Raw genomic sequence first — 21,611 nt, 5'->3', positions numbered from 1 at the left:
TGATTTCCATCTGACAGATTCGCGGCGGGCGTATTTCAGGTTGTGTGCATCACAAAAATAGGAACACAGGATTTTGTTCGCCTGCCTCACACCGGCAGCCCATCACCCGCGCAGCAGACAAACCGGGCGGACGGCGAAAAAAATCGCATGCGGCGTCCGGGCCGGTCACGCCATAAAAATATCCATAAATCGCAATATATTATCGTGATCTAGGCCTGACGGGACCTGGCTGTCCAAAGACCTGATTCACAATCTAGCCCGTCCTAGTTCATGAAATTGGACGCCCCATTTTCGGTCAGTTTGTAACGCTTTTTCAGGTCGCCCCGCATTGCGGCGACAGGAAAGAGGATCGGCCCAATGACAACCCTGTGTCACATCGCGCTGTCCCCGGACGGTGGCACAAAGATACCTCTGCAAGAGCTCGGTCCCAGTCATGGGCTGACCCCGACCTCGGCCAAGATGTATGACCGTTTTTTCGGATTGCAATCCGTCACGCGTCACCGGGACGCACAGACTGGGATGCTGTCCCCGGTCCTGCAAGGCGCCATCGACAGTTTGCCAGACCGCGGCCGGTCCGCGGGGCTGGTCGTGTATTGCAAGACCCAGACACACAACACGCGCACCGACCAGAACTGGCTGCGGCAGATGGTCGATCAGCACGGGCTGGCCCATTGGGACGTGCATGCCTTGTCGATGACCAGCTGCGCCTCCGCGCTGGCCTGTCTTCATTTCGTCACGCAGTGCGGCACTGAGGCCCCAGTCATCGTGCTGACCGGGGAAAAGGCCTTCCATCCTTCGGTGTCCCGCCTGACGGTCGGCCTGCTGGCGGAGGTTCCCACCGCAGCGGTTCTGAATGCCGGTCCCGGGTCCTGGCACGTGCACGGCACAGCGGTCCGGCACCTGCCGCGATTTCACATCAACCCCGAAGCGATGGGCCCGGAGGACCGACTTGCCCTGCAACAGGCGTATGCGCCGGGGCTCACGCAATTTGTGGCCTCCTTTCTGGATCGCCATGCAGCGGTGCTGAGCCGCGACATGATCTTTGTGCCGCATAATCTCAACCGTCCGCTGACCGATGCCCTGATCCGGGCATTCGATTGGCAGGACCGGACCTTCCAGGGCGACATCGCAGGAACCGGTCATGCCTATTGCTCAGATCCGTTCGTCAATCTGGAGGCGGTTGTCTCAGACACTGGTCCGGTCCAGCAGGTCCTGCTGCTGGCGGCAGGGACCGGCGTGACCTTCTCCGCCTGTTTGCTGGACCGAGATCCCCCCGCCTGCCCCGCCCCCTGATCCCACTCACTGCCCGAAGCATAAGGAAGCCTTCCATGAACAAGACCATTTCCACTGCCGTTTCCGAGGTTCTCTCCGAGGTTCTGGAACGCCCTGTTACCGGCATTCGCCCTGACATGCGGTTCGACCGGGACTTCGACCTCGACAGCTACATGTTCGTGCAGTTCCTCCTGGGCCTTGAGGACAAGTTGCCGGGGCTGCGGTTCGACCCCGAAACCATTGGTCAGGCCGGGTTCAACACCATGGAAAAGCTGGTGGAGCACATCGAAGCAAGCCTTGCCCAGGGAGAGCAGGCACATGCTTGATTCAGCAACCGGCCCCCTCACGGAGCAGATCTTCGAGACCGCCCGGCGCGCGCCCCCGGCGCAGGCCCTGCAATCCGCGTGCCTTCTGGTCACCGGACGGGACGGTTTCCTCGCCGGTCGCAGCCATGCGATCCATCTGCCGGATACGCCACTGGTTGATCCGGCAGAGCCGGCAGCCGACGTCGGCACCCGATCCACGCGGACGGAACATGGCATCGCCTGTTTCGGGCTGGTGCTGTCGGAGGTCGCCCCCCGGCCGTTGCACCCGCGTCCGGCCTCTGTCGCCCTGGCGACCCTGGCCCTGCGCGCCGGGATCCTCGCGCACGCCATGGACATGGCCTTTGCCCATCTCGAAACCAGAGAGAGCCTGGGGCAGAAAACGCTGCATCACCAACTGGTCAAGGCACGGTTTTCCGCAAGCAGCATGTTTGTGAACCAGCTGCGCCGCGAACTCATCCTGTCAGACCCCCGGGGCGACATCGAAGGCTGTGATCGGCTGCACACCGAGATCGACACACATATGGTGCAGGTCGCCAAACTCATGGGCGGCCACGGCCTGCGTGAGGGGGCCGTGCATGGGCTGGAGTACCTCTCCACCCTGATCCGTGCGACCCTGGTCCCGTCGTCGCACAGCGGGGTGTGAACGGATGGCGCTTCAACCCAGTCTCGCCGAAGTTCGGCTCTTGGCATCCGGAACCTTGCCTGATCGCGCTTCGGCGCGTCCAATCCTGTATTCCTGCGACACCGGAGAGGACAGCGCCGCCCGAGAGCATCCGTTCGACCCTTGCCTTCAGCAGCGACTGGACGCCTGGAAGCGCCTCCAGTCGTCCACGGATTCTACCCCGCCGGCGATGCATCTGTTCTCGAACGCGGACGCGGTGCCCGACCTGCATTCCCAACGGCTGCGGGATGATTGGCGGCGCCTCTGCGCCGAAACGGATACTCCGCTACTGGTCTATCTGCACTGCGGCCATCAACCCGACACCCGAAGCCCGATCCTGCAATACCTGTTGCAGACCCTGGATCACCACGGGCCGGTGCATGCGCTGCGGGTGGAGTGTCGCAAATCGCTGCAAGATGCGATGGCCCTCGCCCGCGCGATGACCGCGAACAGCAGCCTGTCGCTGGTGTTGCGCGATCCCACCGAGCGGCTCACCCCGCGACCGCGCCCCACGCGCCCCTTGCGCTATGCGCTGCTTGGCACCCGGGATCGCGCCGTTGATCTCAGCCAGCGCCGGGCACAGGCCGCCGTCCCCCTCGCCGCAACGCCCATCAGGAGCCAATGATGCAACCCGCAACTCCCACCGCCGACGCCCTGCTCGACGCGGCCAGACCCACGGTCTGGCAAACGCTTTCCCGCATTCTGCTGCTTGCCATTCCCTTTGCCGTTGGTGCCGCCGCCACCTCGACGCTGAATCTGGGCAAAGTTGCGCTGCTGGCCCGTGTGCCGGACACCGGCGCATTGAACACGCTGTCGCTGTTGCAACCAAGCTTCATCCTGGCCTTGGCCATCATGGAGGGCTTGGCCATCACCGCGCAGGTGTTCAGCGCCCGCTCGCGTCACAACTGGCCCCGCCGTGGCACCCAGCGCGCGGTGCTGCGCCTGTGCCGCAATGGCGTGATCCTGTTCGTGATCGTCGCCGCAGTTGGCTATGCCGCGGCCGAAACTCTGCCTGTCCAGGACCCGGAGATCCGCCTGATCCTCGCGCATTTTCCGCTGTTCATGCTGTCGCTGGTGCCCTTCGTCGTGTTCGACATCTTTTATGGCGCCATGCGCGGACAAGGGAAGGTCCTGCTGGGGCTCGTGCCCTTTGTCGGTCTTGTCGCGATCGACCTGACCACAACCTACGTGCTGGTGTCACAATACGGCTGGGGGTTCGAAGCGGTTCTGATCGGCAATCTCGTTGGTCCGATCCTGATGCTGCCGGTCATCGCCCTGTTGTTGCGGCGCGAGCTGCGCGATGGGGAAGACAGCCCGGAAGAACCCTTCCGCATCCGCATCCGGCAGCTCCAGATCGGCGTCGGCATCCCCGTGTTCAGCTCGATCGTGGTGGGGTTTGTCAGCGCCTCGGTGGTGTTTCCGATCCTGTCCAAGATAGGCGAGGACAGCGCCTCTGCCTTCTTTGTGGTGCTGCGCTATCGCATTGCCTTCATGATCCCCGCAATCGCGATCGGATCCGCCATCGCGATCCTGGTCAACCAGCTCGCCGAGCAGGGTCAAACCGCCCAGCGCCTGCGCTATCTGATCATCGGTGTGCCCTTCATGCTCTGCCTGTATGCGATCGTGACCGCGCTGTTGCCACAGTGGACAGGGGCGCTCGATCTGCTGGTTCCTGAACAGGCCGAAGCGCTGCGCGCGGCCACCAACCAGATGTTCACCGAGCTGCTGATCACCTTCTTCCTGATTTCCGGCTCCGCCATGCTGCAGGTGATCCTGGAGCAGCTGGGGCGCGGTGTTCAGGTGCTGGTCATCACCTTCCTGATCGAGGCCGGGACCTGCGCCGCTGTGCTCTGGGCGATGATGCAGGGCGCGGGCATGGGGCTCATCCTTGACGTCCTGATCGCGGCAGCAGCTGGCAGCTTTGGTCTCTTCGCGGTGCAGTTCCTGCTGCTTCTGCGCAGCCTGGGGCGGGCCCATGCTGTTTGAACTCGCCTATCCCGGTCTCTGTGCGCTGGCGCTGTGGCGCCGCGCCATGCGCCGCCCGACACCTGCGGGGCCCATGTTCGCCTTTCGCGCTGTGCGGGGTCGGATGCGTCGGCAGGAGCTGAATGTACTGACCGCGCTCAACCCCGAATGGGGCGCGATGCTGGCGTTGCACCGGTTTGAACGCATGACCCCAGACACCGCCCAGGAGGCCCCGGATGCCCGTACCGCAGGCTGCCTTGCCGAACGCCGGTTCGGACCGGAAAACGGGCCGCGCGTGCTGCTTCTGCACGGTTGGAATGCCCGCAGCGCCATGATGACGCCCCTGGCGCTGGCCCTCGCGGCGAGCGGCGCGCGCGTCATTCTGCCGGACCTGCCGGGGGAGGGCTGCAACCCGGCGCGCCCGATGAGTTTCAGCGCCAAGGCCCGGATTCTGGCCGCCCAGTATCGCGATGAGGACATCGACACGGTCATCGGGCATTCCGCCGGCGGGTTGATCGCCGCGCAGGTGATCGAGGCCGGGCTGACTGCGGCCCGTCTGGTCACGATCTGCGCGCCATATTCGATGGAAACGCTGCTGCGAGCGTATCTGTGTCGCATCTCAGCCCCAATCGCAGTGACCGATGCGCTGCTTTCGCGGGCGGCGCGCCGTGAGGGGCGCCCCCCGCATGAAATCGGGCCGGAGCTTTTTGCCCGCATGGGGTCGCGGCTCATGGTCATTCATGCCCGGCGTGACTGGCAGGTTCGCCTCAGCGAGGCCGAAGACATCTGTTCCATCGCGCCCGCCGCGCGCGCGCTGGTGCTGGACGCCTGCAACCACCACAGCATCCTCGATGACCCGCGCCTGTTCGAAGGCATTGTGTGCTTTGCACTGCCCGAAACCACGCGCCACCCCGCCTCGGCGCACGTGGGAACCCCTCCGACGCCACCTGCCCGATCAGCCCCCCCTCGCGGAGGGCCACCATGCTGACCCTCCTCGATCTCTCGGTGGTGTTCCCGGCGCGGCAGGAAAAGCTTGCTGACCTGGCCGACGACCTGTCGCTGTCACGCAACCAGATCCGGATGTATGATCGCTTTTTCGGGTTCGAAACCTTCCATTGCGACCACGCGGAACCACTGCACCACCTGCTCGACCAGGCGGTGGGCGCCCTGATGGATCGCAACCAGAACCGCCAAAGCGCCCTCAGCCATGCTGTGCATTGTCACACGCTGCTCTCGACGCAGGTTTTTGACACGCCGGCGTCCAGCCATCTTGCGGCACTCGCCGCCGCGGGGGTCGAGGTCTTTGACGCCACGATGAACCACTGTGCAACCGGGCTGAGCATGCTGGGCATGCTGGATCACCTGCTCGGCCCTGATGATACTGGCCTGATCCTGATCGGAGAGAAGGCCTTTCACCCGGCGATCCGCGTGATCGAGAACACCACGATCATGGGCGAGGCCGCAGCCGCCTTGCTGGTCGGTCGCACCCCGGGGCCCTTTGAGGTGGTCGACACCTTTACCCGTCATGCCTCGCAATTCTGGAAGAACACCGGTCTGCGTGGCGAGAACTACCTCGATGGGTTTGACAGCGCCTATGTCCAGCTGGCCAGCAAGACGCTGCAGGACGCGCTTCGACACTTTGGCCGCACCCCGCAGGATCTGCGATGGGTGATGCCGCATAATGTCAATGCGCCCTCCTGGTATCAGGTGGCCGAAGACGCCGGGATCGACACGCAGAAACTGCGCCTGTCGACCATCGGCTGCTATGGCCACTGTTTTGGTGTCGATCCCTTTCTCAACCTCTGGCGCGGCGCACAGGACGATGTGCTGCAGCCCGACGACGAGGTGCTCCTGTTCAGCATCGGCCTCGGCGCGACCGCATCCTGCGCGCTGTTGCGGGTGACGGACACACCTCTGCCTCTCTCATTCCCGCAAACTGGAGTTTCCCAATGACCGACATGACAGATGCCATCCTCGCCAGCCTGAGCGACATCGGCCTTGGACCTCAACGCATCGAACGGGCCAGATCAGGCGAGGCTCTGTTCGGGACCGGCGGTTTGCTGAATTCGATCGAGCTGGTCCAGTTCATCGTTGCCCTGTCGGACCGCACGGGCATGGAAAGCTTTGAGTTCATGGAGAGCTTCGAAGGCGGCACAGGCGTATTCGAAACCATCTCGGCTCTGTCTGCATTCATCGCGGCGCGCAAATCCCACGATGTGGCGGTATGACGATGACGGGGTTCGAGATCCTGCCGCAGGACGCGGCGCAGCTTCACAGCCTGGCAGACGCGGTCGGCACGCCCTTCTATGTCTATGACGCCGCAGCCATTCGTGGCCGCTATCGCGCATTGACGCGGGCCTTGCCGCAGGCGCAGTTCTTCTATTCGCTCAAGGCCAATCCAAATCTGAGCCTTGTGGGCCTGCTGGTGGCCCAGGGCTCCGGAACCGAGGTCAGTTCGCGGCTGGAGCTGGAAACCGCACTGGCAGCGGGATGCCCTGCCGATCAGATCCTGATGGTCGGCCCCGGCAAGGCCGAAGACGATCTGGAGCGGGCGGTATCGCTTGGCCTCAAGGCGATCGTCGCGGAATCCCTGCCCGAGCTCGAACAGATCAACCGGATCGCTGCTCGGGCAGAACGCACTCAGCCCATTGCCATGCGGGTGAACCCCGATTTCAAGGTCAGCGGCGCCCGACTGAACATGAGTGGACGTCCGACACAGTTCGGGATCGACGAATGCGCCTTGGACACCGCGTTGCGGCGGGTTGAGGATCTCCACAACCTGCGTCTTGCCGGTTTGCATGTCTATATGGGGACCCGCATCCTGAGCCATGACACGATCCTGGCCAATACCTGCGGCATTCTCGAACTTGCGGCGCGTGTGGCCCGCGACCTTGCCGCGCCGCTGGAGTTTGTCGACATCGGTGGCGGGTATGGCGTGCCCTATTACGAGGACGAGATCGCACTCGACCTCAATGCCCTCGGATCGGCGATGCAGCCGCTGCTGTCAGCCTTTGCAGAGACGCATCCGGACACGCGGATCGCCATAGAGCTTGGCCGCTACATGGTGGCCGAAGCCGGGCGTTTTGTCACCTCGGTGCGGCAGGTAAAGGCCAACAAGGGAGAGAACTTCGCGGTCTGCGACGGTGGGTCCAATGTCCACAGCGCCGCCGCGGGACAGGGCTTCATGCGCCGCAACTTCCCGGTTTCGCTGGTGCCGCACCCGGCCCGGAGCAACGCTGCAGATGGCCCTGATGCCCCCTGGAGCATTACCGGCCCCCTTTGCACCCCAATGGATGTGATCGCCAAGGACGTCGTGCTCGCCCCGCCCGCACCGGGTGATCTGATCTGCATCCACCAGTCCGGCGCCTATGGTGCAACCGCGTCGCCGGTGAATTTCCTCGGATTTGGCGCGCCTGTCGAGGTCATGGTCGATGAGGGCACCGCCACCGTCGTGCGCGAACGCCCCCGGGTGCAGGGATTTCTGGACGAGCAGATCCCCCGACCGATCTCCATACTGCCCGCGGCGCCGCATATCACCTTGCCCGCGCCCTTTGACCATCCGGCGCTGGAGCGGCTTGAGGATCTCCGCACGCTGTTTGAAACCACCGGAGGCACGCTGGCAGAAGATCCGGACGCCTGGCGGGATCTCTGGGCCGATCCGCTGGTCAAGGCCCTGACGATGATCGGCGTGCCGGAGGCCTATAACGGCTTTCCCCTGGCCGAGACCTCACTCGGTCTGGAGCGCTGTCCGCATGATCTGCATGTGGCACTGGTCGAACGGCTGGCGCGGTTGGACGCCGGTTGCATTCTCGCGCTGCAAGGTCCGTCGCTGGCGGGGGGCGCGCTCGAAGCGGTGGGGACACCCGCGCAGCAGGAGAGGTTCTTTTCCGCCTATCGCAGCGGCCCGCAAGGCACCTTCTTTGCGGTCACGGAGCCGGATGTCGGCTCCGATGCATCGGCGGGCGCCACCGTGCTGGAGACCTCCGGCGCAGGTTACGTGCTGAGGGGCAGCAAGATGCTGATCGGCAACGTTGCCCGTGCCCGGATCGGTATTGTCTATGCCAGGTTCGCGGCCTCCGGGCGCAGTGCGCTGGTGCTCATCGAACCGGAAAAGGTGGCGGATCACCTCACCATCACACGCCTGCCCACGACCGGAATGTCCGGCGCCGACCTCTGTCGGCTCGACATTCACGATGTGCCGGTCGGCCACGAAGATCTTGTCGCCGCGCAATCCGAAAAGCCCTCTTTGCGGGACGGGTTCATGGCCATCAATGGCGTGTTCGAACGTTACCGCCCGGTGGTGGCTGCGCTGGCGCTTGGCAATGCACGCGGCATGCTGGACCGGCTCAGCCAGCACGGGCAGGCCAGCGCCTTTGCGGGCGAATACCGCACCCACAGCGCCCTGATCGCGGCCCTGGCGGAAGTCTGCGCCGACGGTCTTCGCGGACGGTCGCGTGGGCACCGGATCAGCGAGGTCAAGTTTCAGGCCGTGGCCTTTTCCGATGCGCTGGCCGCCCGGATCGCCCGCGATGCGCCCGCGGCCATGCTGACGGACCCGCTGCTGCGTCGCAAGATCCGGGATGCAAAGGGCTTTGAATACATGGAGGGAACTTCCAATATCCATGTGCTCAATGCCTATCGCACCTATGTTGCGGGGGTGGCATCATGACCCTGCGCCTGGACCCGGCCAAGATCGTTGGCGCCAGCTTCGGCGGACTGGAACCGCCGGTCGCGGATGCGGCGGACCAGCATGCCTATTGGGAAGACTTCAACGCCCGTTTCTTTCGATCCAATGGACAGGAATACGATCCCGTCGCACAGAGCAATGTCGAGAACTGGTTATCCGCGCCGGATCGGGCCTCCTTTGCCGCCATGGCGGAGGAACTGCTGAACGAGCTGCGGCAGCACGACCCGCTGGAAGACGTCGATCTGGTCCTGCTGGCCCACTGGATGCCCGACCTGCACCTAGGAACCTCGGTCACCAATTTTGCCCTGCATTGGATGGATCGGCCCGACGGGTTCGGATTTGCCATCTCGGACCGGGGGCTGTCTGCTCCGCTGTTTGCCATTGACTGCGCCGCGCGTTACCTGACCCGCCAGGGCCGCCGCGCCTTGGTGATGACCATGGATCAGAAGCATCTGCTCTATCGCTCACCAACCGCCGAACAGCTGCAACCGGAGAATTCCGCCAGCCTGTTGCTGCTGGAGTCGGAGGCGAAATCCGGGCTTTGCTATCGGGGCTATCGCCGTCACATCCAGATCGAAGAGGCAGACCTGCCCGCGGTGCTGGACACCAGCTGCCGCGATCTCGGGCTTGATCCGTCGGCAACGGTGCTGATTTCCGATGACCGTCTCAGGGGCCTCGACGAGGGGTTCGCCGACTGGCGCCCGGCTCCCTCCAGCCAGATGTGCGCTGCGCCCCTGCGGGCGCTGATGGGGATGCCTGCGACGCGCAACAACCTGTTGATGACTTGGCAGGACCAGGAACTTTGCGTCGTGGGCTTCGCCGCAGAGGACGGAGGCACCTGATGCGCCTTGCGAGCCTCGTCAGCCATGTGCCCTCCGCGCGTCTGGGCGCCGAAGAGATCATACGCGAAGCCGGCGGCAGCCCCGCCGAAGCCCGTGTGTTCGAGCGTATGTTCGGTCTGGATCGCGTGGCCGCCGTGCCCCCCGGGGAAACGCTGGAAGCCCAGTTCGATCTGGTGGTGCGCAAGCTCGCCGCCCGTCATCGCGGGCCGCTTCCCGACGCGCTGATCTATGCGCATGGGCAGCCGCTGCAATATGCGGTCGGACGCTCTCCGGTGCATCATCTCTGCGCCGGCCACCCCCTCCTGGCAGAGATCGAGCGACGCTATGAGGTCGATCAGTACAATTGCGGCGGCTTGTTCTGGGCGCTGGACATGGCGCGCACCTTGTTGGTGACCGGACTGGCCCGCGCCGTTGTTGTGCTGGGTGGCGACAGCCATATCGACCTGCCGCCGGGAGATCGCTACGTGCCCGGCTGTACCCTGATGGGCGATGCCTTCTGCGGCATGATCGTGGATCGGGCAGACGGCGGATTGCAACTGGGCGAGATTGCCATGTGCACGCACCCCCAGTTTGCACGCGGCCGCGCCGGCACCGCGACCGAAATGGGTGCGTTCTTCGCCGCCCACGCCGGAATCGTCCAGCAATCGCTGTCGCGGATCGGGTTCGATTGGGCAGGCGATTGCCCGCTTCTGCCACATAACGTCAACCGACTGGCCTGGCAGATGTTCTGCCGTGAGACCGGTCTGCCCGAGACCCGGCTGCGGCTGGGGCTGCTGCCCGATATCGGCCATTGCTACACCAGCGACCCCTTCTTGTTGCTGGAGCAAGAGCACGCCGATCTGCGCCCGGGCAGGTCCTGCGCCATCCTGTCGATCGGCATGGGCGGCTTTGCAGGCGCCTGCATGATCACCCAGTCCCCCGTCTCTGCGCATACGAAGGAGCGCGCCACATGTTCGCAACTCATTCCCTCCTGACTCATTTCCTGTCACAGGCAGCCCGAACTTGGCCACATGCGCCTGCCGTCAGCGACGCGCGACACACCCTCAGCTATCCGGAGCTGCAAGACGCCGCGACCCGCATCGCCCGGGCCCTGCATGCCAGGGGCGTGACCGCCGGAGACCGGGTGGTTCTGTCCTGCCCGAATTCGGTCGCGTTCGTCGCCGGCTACTGGGGCATCCTGGCCAGCGGTGCAGTTGCGGTCCCGCTGAACCCCGGCACGCCGGCGAGCAAATTCGCGTTTGTGTTGCAGGATTGTACCCCGGCGGCCATTCTCGCCGACCCGTCCACCAGCGACGTCGTGGAGACTGCACTGGAACGGACCGGGGATCCCATACCGGTGCTCTGCGCGGAAATTGACGCCTCTGTCACCGCCGCCCGCACAACGCAGACCGCCTGCGAGGACCTGCCCACACCTTCGGTTCTGGATCAGGATCTGGCCACGATCATCTACACCTCCGGCTCCACCGGCACGCCCAAAGGGGTGATGCTGTCGCATCTCAACATGACCAGCGCAGCGCGGTCGGTGGCAAGTTACCTCGGCTACCACGCAGAGGATCGAATTTTCTGCGCCGTGCCGATGACCTTTGACTACGGGCTGCACCAGATCACCATGGCCGCATTGACCGGAGCAGAGATCTTTGCCGAACCGGGGTTCGGGCAACCGCTCTTTGCGCTTCAGCATCTGGCCCAAAACCGGGCCACCGTCTTTCCCGTAGTCCCCACGATGGTGCCATTGATTGCGCCTTTGGCCGACCGGTTCGACCTCGGTGCGGTCCGGCTGGTCTCCTCGACGGCAGCGGCGCTGCATCCGGAACTCATCGACACACTGGAAACCGCCTTCCCCGGCGCGACGGTGTTTTCGATGTACGGTCTGACGGAGTGCCACCGCTGCACCTACTTGCCGCCCTCGCAGCTGACCCACCGCCGTGACAGCGTCGGCATCGCCATCCCCAACACCGAACTCTGGGTGGTGGATGCCGAAGGACAGGCCCGGCGCAGAAACGCCACCGGGGAACTGGTCATTCGCGGATCAACGGTGATGAAGGGCTATTGGAACAATCCCGAGGCCACTGCCAAGCGCCTGCGCCCCGGCCCCCTGCCCGGCGAGCAGGTCTTGTACACCGGCGACACCTGCCGGCTCGATGCGGAGGGATACCTCTATTTCGTCGGGCGCAATGACGACATCCTGAAGATCGCTGGTGAGAAAGTCGCCCCCTCGGAGGTGGAGGCGGCGCTGATCGCCCATTCCGCCGTCGCCGAAGTCTGCGTGCTTGGCGCCGACCATCCGGTGCAGGGGCAGATCTGTCTGGCGCATGTCGCGCTGGCCCCCGGGACGGAGTGTACCAGCCAGGATCTGGTTCAATGGTGCAAATCCCGCCTCGACAGCCACGCCGTGCCCGCCCGGATCGCGATCCACGCAGAAATGCCCCGCACCCAGAATGGCAAGCTCGACAGGGCCGCGTTGCACGCGCTTGCCCCGACCGCCGCCCCCAGATCCCGCGCCCGGCCTCTGAGCCCCGCGCACTGACGCCGCCGCCCCGCCCACTCGACAGCTGAAAGGACCCATCATGACCACGCATATCGACACCCAGATCATTGACGCCATCGTAGAGCTTCTGGACATGGATGACGGCAGTTCGATCACGCCGGACACCCGGATCGAGGATGATCTCGGCCTCGACAGCGGCTTGCTGCTGGAGCTGTTCATGGCGCTGGAAGAGCGTCTCCCGGCGCTGGAGATCGACCCCTCCGAGCTGCGCCCGGAACAGTTCTCGACCATTCAAAGCCTGTCGACGCTGATCGCGTCGTTCATGAAAGAGGATGCCCCGGCATGAAGCCGCAGGCGGATGATCCACACCAGCTGCTCCGCGACATTCATCGCCGGTTTGCGGGGAGCGGTGCGGAGGCCTATCGCACCACGTCCGAGACGCTCAGCTTTGATCGCCTTTACCACGCCTCCCTGGCACTGGCGGAGACGCTCGCGCGCGTGCCAGACCCGAGGTGCAGCCGGCCCGTATTGATCTGGGGGCACAAGGACCCGCGCTACCTCGTCGCGTATTGGGCCTGCCTGCTGGCGGGCCGGCCCCTGGTGCCCGCCGAACAGGACACCCCAGCGGAACGGCTGCGCCAGATCGTGCAGACATGTGATGCGTCGGTGGTCCTGGTCGCCGACGCCGATCCGAATGCGCCCACGCAATTGCACAAGACGCTGACAGGGAGCGACGTTCCGGTCTGGAGCGTGGACCTCGATGCCGCGCCTGCGCAGGATCTGCCACCGCACGACGCCGCGCCGGATGACGTGGCCTATATCATGTTCTCCTCCGGCACGCTGGGCCAGCCCAAGGGCATTCAGGTCACCTATGCCAATCTGGCGGACTTCATTCGCTGGCAGGACCAGCTTCTGGCAGGGGCCAGCTTCAACGGTGTGACCGGCAACATTCGCCATTGCTTTGATGTGTCCCTGTTCGAACTCTGGAATTCCTGGCTGCGGCTGCGACCGATCACAGCGCTCAATCACGCTGATTTTGCCAACTCCACCGGCTATATCCGGCGCCTTGCGGCCGATCAGGTCGGGCTGTGGGTCTCCACGCCTTCGATCACCCGCCTGATGCTGCGCAATCGCCGTTTCAATGGCACCACACTGCCCGCGCTTTCGACCTTTCTGTTCTGCGGCGAGGCCCTGACCAAGCCGGTCGTGCAGAGCCTGTTCGACCGGTTTCCGGGGTGCCGCGTGCTGAACACCTATGGCCCCACCGAATGCACCGTTGCCGTCACCGCGGTCGACATCACCGCAGATCATCTGGCAGCCCCGGAGGACTTGCCGATCGGATATGCCCGCCCGGGAACCGCGTTGGTCGCAGATCCCGGCCCGGACCAGGGCGAGATCGAGATCCGCGGCGCGTCGGTCGGGCGCGGCTACCTGAAGCTGCCGGACAAGCAGGGGCGCGCCTTTCCCGCCCCCGGCTGCTACCGTACCGGGGACCGGGGGCTGCGCCGGGCGGATGGGCTTTGGTATTTTGGCGGGCGCATCGACCGCGAGATCAAGGTGCAGGGCATGCGCGTCGATCTGGACGACATCGAGGCCCATATCCGCCGCCAGCCCGGGATCGAGGACGCCGTGGTGGAGCCCTACATGCTGCGCGGCGAAGCCCGTGCGCTCAATGCCTACATCTTTGGCGACCACACCGCAGATGTGCTCAAGCAGCTCGCCGGTCAGATGTCCCGCGAACTGCCCCCCTATCTGGTGCCGCGCTTTTGGTACGCCGGCTTCGAAGCCAGCCTCAATCGCAATTCCAAGATTGACCGCGCCTGGCTCTCCGAAGCGGCCAGAACCGCAGACCATCGCCACGTGCACAGCCAACCCGATGCAGAAACGCTCAGCTGAGAGGACTTAGAGATGACAGAACCGCAGATCCCCGTATTCGACGCCAGCTCCGAGTTTCACCAGAACCTTGGCCTGCTGAAGGTCGCCGAAACCGCCATGCGCAAACTCGGCGACGTGGTGATGATACGGGCCAGCGAAAGCCGCCAGATGCTGCTGCTGACGGGAACAGAGAGCATCCGGTACTGGAAAAACCACCAGGGACAGTTCCAAACCGAACTGGGGGACATCGCCAGCAATGCCGGGACCACGCGTATTCTCATCGGCGACGCATTGGAGCGCCCGGAGAACGCGGCGATCTGGGACGCAAGCCGGAGTGGTCTGGCAGAGGTCAACGCCCGGTGGGATGACTGGGCGCATCGGAGCCTGACCACGGCGACCCGCGCGCTGGTGCGCGATCTTGCCCTCACTGCCGAGGCGCCTGTTGATCTGCGCCCGATCTGCTCCCTCTGGGCCGTGCGGGCCCTTTGTCCGACCCTGTTTGGTGACGCCCTGCCCGACCAGGACATGGTCGACGGGTTGATGCAGATCGAACAGTTCTATTTTGCCATGAGCACCAAAGACGCCGAAGAGATTGCACATCCCGAGAGGCTCGCCGAATTCCAGCAGGCGCGCGGGTTCCTGGACCGCGCGGTGCGTGCGGGCCTGACCCAACTGAACGACGAGACCTCTACGGTTCTGGCCACGATGAACAAGTGCCTGCCGGAGACCCTCAGTGAGGAACAGCGGATCGACTTTCTGCGCCCGACATTGGGGCGCCTGCTGCTGGAAAAGCTCAACATTGACGGGCTCGGGCTGCTGTGGACCCTGTGCCATCTGGCGCAAAGCCCGGATCTCGTTCCTGAAATGGCACGGGAGGTCGACGGATGCACGGATCTCTACGACGCTCCGGACACCGAGACCCCGCTGTGCTACTCGGTGATCCAGGAAGCGCAGCGCCTCTACCCCGAATTGCCCTTCATCTACCGGATTACGAGCAAGGAAATGGAGGTTCAGGGCTACAATGTGCCGCCGCGAACCACCATTCTGTTCGCCCCTTGGCTGGTCCATCGCGACGGGCGCTACTGGGACACCCCTAATCGCTTTGACGGTCACCGGTTCCTGACCCCGCCCGAGGATCGCAACTCCTATCTGCCGTTCGGGATCGGCCCGCGTGTGCGCAGCCGCAGCCGGTTTTTGCAGCATCAGCTGTCCGTCGCCGTGCGCGCGGTGGTGGCGGAGTTCGACCTGCAACTGGCCCCGGACTGCAAGCGCGGCAATCTGCGCCCCATCCTGCGGTCCACCCTCGCCCCCCGTGGCGCGGTTCCGGTTGCCTTCAGGTATCGCACTGCCGCGACAGAGGCCGCAACCCTGGCGCTCTAGGCCCGGACCAACGGGTCGCAGGCAGGCTGCGCCCTGACTGCACGATGACACGGGGGGACGCGCGCATCACACAGTTGTCGCCGCCCCCGGATTCACCTTCTCACTTCACCGGAGGCCCCATGACAGAGAGTTTCCTATCCAAGATCCTCGCCCACATACGTTCGCACCCGGAGGCACCGGCGCTGGTCAGTGACGGCACCGTGGTGTCGTTTGGCGCTCTGGGGCGCCACGCGCGGGCCGTCCTCGACATGCTGGAAACGGATGCAACCACCGGGCTGGTGATGATCCAGGGGCACAAGGAACCAGGCGTGGTGGCAGCCATGCTGGCCTGCATGTGTGCCGGGCGGGGATTTGTGTTCGTGGACCGCTCGAACCCGCCTGACCGGCTCGCCCGGATTCAACGGGTGGCAGACGCGCGGACCCTGTTCCACGCTAACGAAGCGCCCGAGGTGCACGCTGACGTGACCTTGCATCGCATCCCGCCCGCAGCGGATCAGGCGCTCGGCGAAACCGCCGCGCAAGATCGGGACCCAGCCGATCTTCTGTATGTGATCTTCACGTCCGGCAGCACGGGCGAACCCAAGGGCGTGCCGATCAGCCATGCCAACTTTGCTGCATTCCACGACTGGTACGGCCCGATGTTGCAGGACATCCCCGGGCGCACGCTTGCCCCCTGGCAGAGCGCACATGTGAACCATGCCAGTCTCGCCTTCGACATGGGCATGCTGGATCTTTGGCCCGTGCTGGCACTGGGGCGTCCGGTCGTCCTGCTCGACCACCGGCACAACATCATGCCGCACAAGAATATCGAGGCCCTGATCGCGCATCCCGATCAGGTGGCTGTGCGCTCCTGGTTCTCGACCCCGTCGCTGTTGCAGCTGATGTGCACCGATCCCCGGTTCGACGCTGGCACCCTGCCCGGGTTGCAGTGTTTCTTTGTCGGCGGCGAGGCTGTGCAGCACCGTCTGGTGAAGGATCTGAAACGGCGCTTTCCACAGGCCGACATCCGCCACGCTTACGGTCCCTCCGAGGGCACCTGCATGAGCCATGTGCATCGCCTCTCCGATGCCGAGATCGACCGCGGAGGGATTTTGCCCCTCGGGCCGGCGCTGGCCGAGAATGTGATGCGGATCGTCGACGCCGATGGCACCGACGTTCCAGAGGGCACGCCGGGAGAGGTGGAACTGACCGGACCGCAGATCGTGACCGGCTACCTGCCAGCCGACCACCCCGGAAATGCGGCCTTCTCCCGTCACAAGGGGCAACGCTCCTATCGGACCGGTGACCTGGGCTATGTCGATGCCGCTGGCAACCTGATCCTGCTGGGGCGGGCGGACCGGCAGGTGAAATGGAATGGCAACCGCATCGAACTCGACGAGATCGAGCGGGCTGCGCATAGCCTCGCGCAGGTTCAGAAGGCGGCCTGTTTGCCGGTCCGCGAAGCCGGGCAGCTTCGGGATATCATTCTCTTTGTGCAACCGGAATGCGGGCACAGTCTCGCTGCGACGGACTGCGCACAGGCACTGAGCGCGTTGCTGCCGCAGACCATGATCCCGCGCGACATCCGGGTCCGCGACAGCCTGCCGGTGACCGTGAATGGCAAAGTCGATTCTCGGGCCCTGCTTGCAGAGGCCACGTCCAAGATATCCGCCAAAGTGTGATCCGATGCGTCTCCGGGACGACCAACATCACGCTCAACCCCTTAATAAGCGGAGCAAAACGCCGATTAGGACGTCCTTCTTTGTGATTTAGGTCTCGCGTCCCGCCCTGATGTTCCAAGCTCGATCCATCCCGTCGCCCGAGTGCGACCAATCCGTCACCGGCCTGCCCCCCGCGAGGAAAGCGATCCGAAATGTCCAATCCCGATGATCTCGAAACCAGGCTGCGCTCTCTCTCCATCGACAGGGCAGACGCTGCCCCGCGCACAGCCTCCGGTTCAGGATCCGAGCGCCGCGGCCGGCGTTCAGCGCCATTCTGGGTTTATGGTCTGGGTCTGGTCCTGTTGGCCGGGGGGAGTGCGCTCTATCTGTCTCCGGCGCTACAGGATCGCGCAATCACGCTGGCCGCCCCCCTTTTGGAGCCGGCCAAGAAGCTGCTGGACCAAGCCGATCCGGATCAGGCCGATCCGGCCACCCCTGCGACAGGCGCAGAGCCACCGGCCGCCGAGCGACACGCCCGGGCGTCCGCAGATGATGACACCGCCTCTGCCTCTGCCGCGCCGCCCAAACCGGCACCGGGGCCGCGGATTGTCGGTTCAGGCTTTGTGGTTGCGCCCACTTCCGTCATTCTGATGTCGGAGATCGGGGGGCGGGTCGACAGTGTCGACGTGACAATTGGCAGCCGTCTGGATGCGGGCACTCCGGTGTTGAGGCTGGAAGACGGCAATGCCCGATTGGCCCTCGATCTGGCGCGCGAAGACATGCGGCTGGCCCAGGCTCGGCTCGACAGTGCCCGCGCCGACCATGCCGCCGCCGCGGCCCCGCTGCGCCGTCTGGAAACGCTGGAAGCCCGCGGCATCGGCAAACGCGCCGAGCTGGAAGACGCACAGCTTCAACTGGCCAGCCTCGGCCACGACATCTCGATCGCCCGCAGCCAACTTGAAACCGCACGGCTGACCCTGCAGCGGGCACAGAGCGATCTGGAAAAACACGTGCTGCGTGCCCCTTTCGATGCGGTGGTCGTGGATCTGCCAGCGGCCCCCGGCATGACGGTTTCCTCCGGCATCAACGGCGGTGCCGACGAGGCCGGGCTGATGGAGCTGATGGACGTCAGCCAGCTCTATGTCGATGTCGATGTCTCGGAACGCAATATCGCCACGATCCGCCGCGATCAGATCGCCGAAGTGCGTCTCGATGCCTTTCCCGACCGGATTCTTGCGGCGCAGGTGTCGGCGATTGATCCGCGCGCCTCGCGGGAAAAAGCCACGATCCGCGTGCGCCTCAAGCTGGACACCACCGATCTGGACGGCGTGCGGCCCAATATGTCTGCCAAAGCTACTTTCACCAACCTCACGGACCGGGCGCTGGCCCAACTCCGGATCAACGGGAGCAACTGACCCATGACCCCTGTCTCATACGACATCGAACTCACCAACGTCTGCAAGAGCTACCCGCTGGGCAAGTCCCGCATTCCGATCTTCGATGATCTGACCATGTCCATTCCCGATGGCGATTTTCTCGCCATCATGGGGCCGTCGGGGTCGGGAAAATCCACCATCCTCAACCTGATCGGCGGCATCGATACGGTCGACAAGGGCCATGTCAGCATTGGCGGCACCATGCTCGACAAGATGAGCACCCGCGCCCTGACGCGCTGGCGGTCCGAGGTGATCGGCTTCGTGTTCCAGTTCTACAACCTGATGCCGATGCTGAGTGCCGCGCAGAATGTCGAGCTGCCGCTCCTGCTGACCGACCTCAGCGCGTCGGAACGGCGCGAGCGGGTGCATACGATCCTGGATATCGTCGGTCTGTCGGATCGGCACGATCACCTGCCGTCACTGCTGTCCGGCGGGCAGCAGCAACGGGTCGGCATCGCACGCGCCATCGCCAGCGACCCGCGCATCCTGCTCTGCGACGAACCCACCGGCGATCTGGACCGCAAGTCCGCCGACGAGATCCTGGACCTGCTGCAACTTCTGAACACCAAACTGGGCAAGACCATCATCATGGTCACCCACGACGAAAGCTCGACCCGCGTGGCCAAACGTACCGTGTTCCTCGACAAGGGGCGTTTCGTGTCGGAGGAGATCGCGCAATGCGCCTGAGCCCGTCCCTGCTGATCCGTCAGAACCTGACGCGCAAGCTCTTGCGCAGCGTATTGCTGATCCTGTGCATCGGCGTCGCCTTCTTCATCTTTGGCGTCCTGTCAAGCTTTCGCCAGGGGTTTGAAGGGGCCGGGTCACAGACCGCGCGGCTGGTGGTCGCCTCCAAGGTCGGCGGCAACGAGACGCTGCCCTTGTCCTATCTGCCGGAGATCGAAGCACTTGATGACGTGGCCGAGGTCACCCACATCACCCGCCTGCGCGCCTTTGTCGGCAACGAGCGCAACATCGTCGGTGCCAACGCGGTCGATCTTGAAAGCTACGCCCGGGTCTATGCCGACACCTATAATTTCACGCCCGACATGCTGCGCGCCGCCGAGGCGGATCGCACCGCCATTCTGGTCGGGCGCACCCTTGCTGATCGGATGGGCTGGCATACCGGAGACAGTGTGACGCTGACCAGCTTTGTGCACGCCCGCGACGGCGGGGATCGCAACTGGCGCTTCACCATTGCCGGGATTTTCGACGGGGCCGAGATCACCACCGACACCAGCTTTCTGCTGGCGCGGTCCGATTATTTCCACGCCGCGGTCCTGCGCAATCGCAACCGGGTCGATCTCTACGGCATCAAACCGCAACCGGGCGCGGACACCGACGCCCTGTCCCGCCAGATTGACGCCGCCTATGCCAATTCCGGCGCCCAGACCCGGACCCAATCCGAAACCGCCTTCATGTCGGCCTTCCTGGAGCAATTTGCCAATATCGCGCTTTTGGTCCGGCTGATCGTCGGGGTCGCCTTTGCCACCATCCTGATGATCGTCGCCAATACGATGATCTTTGCCATCCGGGAGCGCACGCTGGAGATCGGCGTGTTGAAAGTCCTCGGCTTTTCCGGCGGGCGGATCATGCGCATCGTTCTGGCGGAAACACTGGTGCTGTTTGCGCTGGGGCTGTGCCTCGGGCTCAGTCTCACGGCCGCGGTGATCCCCATGCTGGCCGATGCGCTGCAAAGCGTCGTGCCCGGCCTCTACCTCACCCCGCGCGTGATTGGCACGGCGGTGGCGCTGGCGGTGGGATTTGCCCTCGCCTGCGGCGCGCTGCCCTCGATCAATGCTCTTCGCCTGCCGATCGCGGCAGCTCTCAAACACAGGTGATCCAATGTTCGGTTTTCTCCGTCAATCCCTCGCGCTCTCGACCGCCAACCTGCGCAGCCTGCCGCGCCGGGCCTGGATTTCCCTGTCGATGGTGCTGTCCGTGACCCTCGTTGTGCTGGTGCTCCTGGGCTTTCTCGCCATGGCCAACGGCTTTCGCAAGACGCTGTCGTCGACCGGCGCCGACAACGTGGCGCTGGTGCTCAGTCGCGGTGCCTTCAGCGAGGCCCTGAGCCGGATCGAGACCCAGCAGGCCCATCTGGTTGAAGAGGCCCCCGGCCTTGTTCGCACCGACGATGGCACGCCTCTGATCTCTCGGGAACTGGTGGTGCCGGTGGACGCGGTCGCACTGGACAGCAACAAGAATGAAACCCTGTCGCTGCGTGGTATCGACCAAACCGGCCTGACGCTCCGCCCCCGGGTGCAGATCAGCGATGGCCGCATGATGACCCCCGGCACTGCCGAGATCGTTGTTGGTGCGCGTCTGGCATCGCGCTACCGCAATCTGGCAGTGGGCGATACGATCACCTTCGGGCGCTCGCAATGGACCGTCGTCGGGCACTTCACGGCCGGGGGCAGTGTCTTCGAGAGCGAGCTGCTGGCCGATGCGGGGCTGGTACAGGCGCAATTCAACCGCCCCAACCAGATCCAGTCCCTGCGTGTGCAACTCTCCGATGCAGCGCGGTTTGAACAGTTTCGCGCCTATGTGGAAGACGAGCTCGACATGGGACTGGCGGCACAGACCGAAAAGGCCTTTTACGCCGCCCAGGCCAGCGACATCAGCCGCATCATCCTGTTCCTGGGATGGCCCCTGGCGATCGTCATGGCCTTCGGCGCCGCGGTGGGTGCCATGACCACCATGTACAGTTCGGTCTCCGACCGGATGATCGAGATCGCCACCGTGCGCGCATTGGGGTTCAGCCGCAGCGCGGCGTTTGTAGCAACGCTTGTCGAAGCGCTGGTTCTGACACTGATCGGCTGCGCCATCGGTGTGGCGCTGGCCTGGATCGGGCTCGATGGCTGGAGTGCCTCGACAAAGGGCGGCGCGAATGCACAGTTGGCGTTTCAGCTCGCCCTGTCCTGGCCACAGGCGGTGAGCGCGGTGGTGCTGGCTCTTGCGATCGGTGCGGTCGGCGGCGGCTTGCCCGCATTGCGCGCCACACGCGTCCCCCTGCGCGCGGCAATGACCGGACGGGCCTGAGCC

Annotated in this window: 20 protein-coding genes; all 20 read left to right on the top strand. The window is 64.6% G+C overall.

Annotated features, from left to right (window positions below):
- Positions 1–357: 357 nt before the first annotated feature.
- The 20 genes from MHM97_RS02630 to MHM97_RS02535 all read left to right on the top strand — a co-directional run bounded on the left by MHM97_RS02630 (position 358) and on the right by MHM97_RS02535 (position 21,608).
- Positions 358–1,293 (top strand): 3-oxoacyl-[acyl-carrier-protein] synthase III C-terminal domain-containing protein, encoded by a 936-nt coding sequence (locus tag MHM97_RS02630; protein WP_239319133.1) that lies wholly within the window; start codon positions 358–360, stop codon positions 1,291–1,293.
- Positions 1,294–1,328: 35 nt separating this feature from the next.
- Positions 1,329–1,598, top strand: coding sequence for an acyl carrier protein (locus MHM97_RS02625; RefSeq protein ID WP_239319132.1), 270 nt, complete (start codon positions 1,329–1,331; stop codon positions 1,596–1,598).
- Positions 1,591–2,241 carry a hypothetical protein gene (locus MHM97_RS02620; protein ID WP_239319131.1) on the top strand — a complete coding sequence of 217 codons (651 nt, stop codon included), beginning with the start codon at positions 1,591–1,593 and terminating at the stop codon, positions 2,239–2,241. Before MHM97_RS02625 ends, MHM97_RS02620 begins: the two co-directional genes overlap by 8 nt.
- Positions 2,242–2,245: 4 nt before the next feature.
- Complete coding sequence (locus MHM97_RS02615) at positions 2,246–2,884, top strand: hypothetical protein (protein ID WP_239319129.1); 639 nt, start codon at positions 2,246–2,248, stop codon at positions 2,882–2,884.
- Entirely contained in the window at positions 2,884–4,245 is a 1,362-nt protein-coding gene (locus tag MHM97_RS02610) for a hypothetical protein (RefSeq protein ID WP_239319127.1), read from the top strand. Before MHM97_RS02615 ends, MHM97_RS02610 begins: the two co-directional genes overlap by 1 nt.
- The gene (locus MHM97_RS02605) at positions 4,235–5,212 is read left to right on the top strand and encodes an alpha/beta fold hydrolase (protein WP_239319126.1); all 978 of its coding nucleotides are present in this window, start codon (positions 4,235–4,237) and stop codon (positions 5,210–5,212) included. Before MHM97_RS02610 ends, MHM97_RS02605 begins: the two co-directional genes overlap by 11 nt.
- Entirely contained in the window at positions 5,206–6,177 is a 972-nt protein-coding gene (locus MHM97_RS02600; RefSeq protein ID WP_239319125.1) for a 3-oxoacyl-[acyl-carrier-protein] synthase III C-terminal domain-containing protein, read from the top strand. The genes MHM97_RS02605 and MHM97_RS02600 overlap by 7 nt, the downstream gene beginning before the upstream one ends.
- Positions 6,174–6,452, top strand: coding sequence for a hypothetical protein (locus tag MHM97_RS02595; RefSeq protein ID WP_239319124.1), 279 nt, complete (start codon positions 6,174–6,176; stop codon positions 6,450–6,452). The genes MHM97_RS02600 and MHM97_RS02595 overlap by 4 nt, the downstream gene beginning before the upstream one ends.
- Entirely contained in the window at positions 6,449–8,893 is a 2,445-nt protein-coding gene (locus MHM97_RS02590) for an acyl-CoA dehydrogenase family protein (RefSeq protein ID WP_239319123.1), read from the top strand. Before MHM97_RS02595 ends, MHM97_RS02590 begins: the two co-directional genes overlap by 4 nt.
- A complete protein-coding gene (locus MHM97_RS02585; RefSeq protein ID WP_239319122.1) occupies positions 8,890–9,753 on the top strand; it encodes a hypothetical protein in 864 nt (287 codons plus the stop codon). Before MHM97_RS02590 ends, MHM97_RS02585 begins: the two co-directional genes overlap by 4 nt.
- Positions 9,753–10,727: a hypothetical protein gene (locus MHM97_RS02580; protein ID WP_239319121.1), complete on the top strand. Its 975-nt coding sequence runs from the start codon at positions 9,753–9,755 to the stop codon at positions 10,725–10,727. Before MHM97_RS02585 ends, MHM97_RS02580 begins: the two co-directional genes overlap by 1 nt.
- Positions 10,703–12,280, top strand: a complete 1,578-nt coding sequence (locus MHM97_RS02575; protein ID WP_239319120.1) for a class I adenylate-forming enzyme family protein — start codon at positions 10,703–10,705, stop codon at positions 12,278–12,280. The genes MHM97_RS02580 and MHM97_RS02575 overlap by 25 nt, the downstream gene beginning before the upstream one ends.
- A gap of 40 nt (positions 12,281–12,320) precedes the next feature.
- Positions 12,321–12,587, top strand: a complete 267-nt coding sequence (locus MHM97_RS02570; protein WP_239319119.1) for a phosphopantetheine-binding protein — start codon at positions 12,321–12,323, stop codon at positions 12,585–12,587.
- Positions 12,584–14,137, top strand: a complete 1,554-nt coding sequence (locus MHM97_RS02565; RefSeq protein ID WP_239319117.1) for an AMP-binding protein — start codon at positions 12,584–12,586, stop codon at positions 14,135–14,137. Before MHM97_RS02570 ends, MHM97_RS02565 begins: the two co-directional genes overlap by 4 nt.
- 12 nt (positions 14,138–14,149) lie before the next feature.
- Positions 14,150–15,496: a cytochrome P450 gene (locus tag MHM97_RS02560; protein ID WP_239319116.1), complete on the top strand. Its 1,347-nt coding sequence runs from the start codon at positions 14,150–14,152 to the stop codon at positions 15,494–15,496.
- A 119-nt stretch (positions 15,497–15,615) separates the two neighbouring features.
- Positions 15,616–17,157 carry an AMP-binding protein gene (locus tag MHM97_RS02555; protein WP_239319114.1) on the top strand — a complete coding sequence of 514 codons (1,542 nt, stop codon included), beginning with the start codon at positions 15,616–15,618 and terminating at the stop codon, positions 17,155–17,157.
- A gap of 191 nt (positions 17,158–17,348) precedes the next feature.
- On the top strand, positions 17,349–18,551 hold the full coding sequence (locus MHM97_RS02550; protein WP_239319112.1) for an efflux RND transporter periplasmic adaptor subunit: 1,203 nt from the start codon (positions 17,349–17,351) through the stop codon (positions 18,549–18,551).
- A 3-nt stretch (positions 18,552–18,554) separates the two neighbouring features.
- On the top strand, positions 18,555–19,259 hold the full coding sequence (locus MHM97_RS02545; RefSeq protein ID WP_239319111.1) for an ABC transporter ATP-binding protein: 705 nt from the start codon (positions 18,555–18,557) through the stop codon (positions 19,257–19,259).
- Complete coding sequence (locus tag MHM97_RS02540) at positions 19,250–20,410, top strand: ABC transporter permease (RefSeq protein WP_239319110.1); 1,161 nt, start codon at positions 19,250–19,252, stop codon at positions 20,408–20,410. The genes MHM97_RS02545 and MHM97_RS02540 overlap by 10 nt, the downstream gene beginning before the upstream one ends.
- Before the next feature lie 4 nt (positions 20,411–20,414).
- A complete protein-coding gene (locus MHM97_RS02535; protein WP_239319109.1) occupies positions 20,415–21,608 on the top strand; it encodes an ABC transporter permease in 1,194 nt (397 codons plus the stop codon).
- Positions 21,609–21,611 lie beyond the last annotated feature (3 nt).

It is taken from the genome of Epibacterium sp. Ofav1-8, assembly GCF_022348185.1.
In the GTDB taxonomy this organism is placed as follows: Bacteria; Pseudomonadota; Alphaproteobacteria; order Rhodobacterales; family Rhodobacteraceae; genus Epibacterium.
Note: the sequence above shows the minus strand (reverse complement) of the source record. Positions and strands in the feature narration are given on the sequence as shown.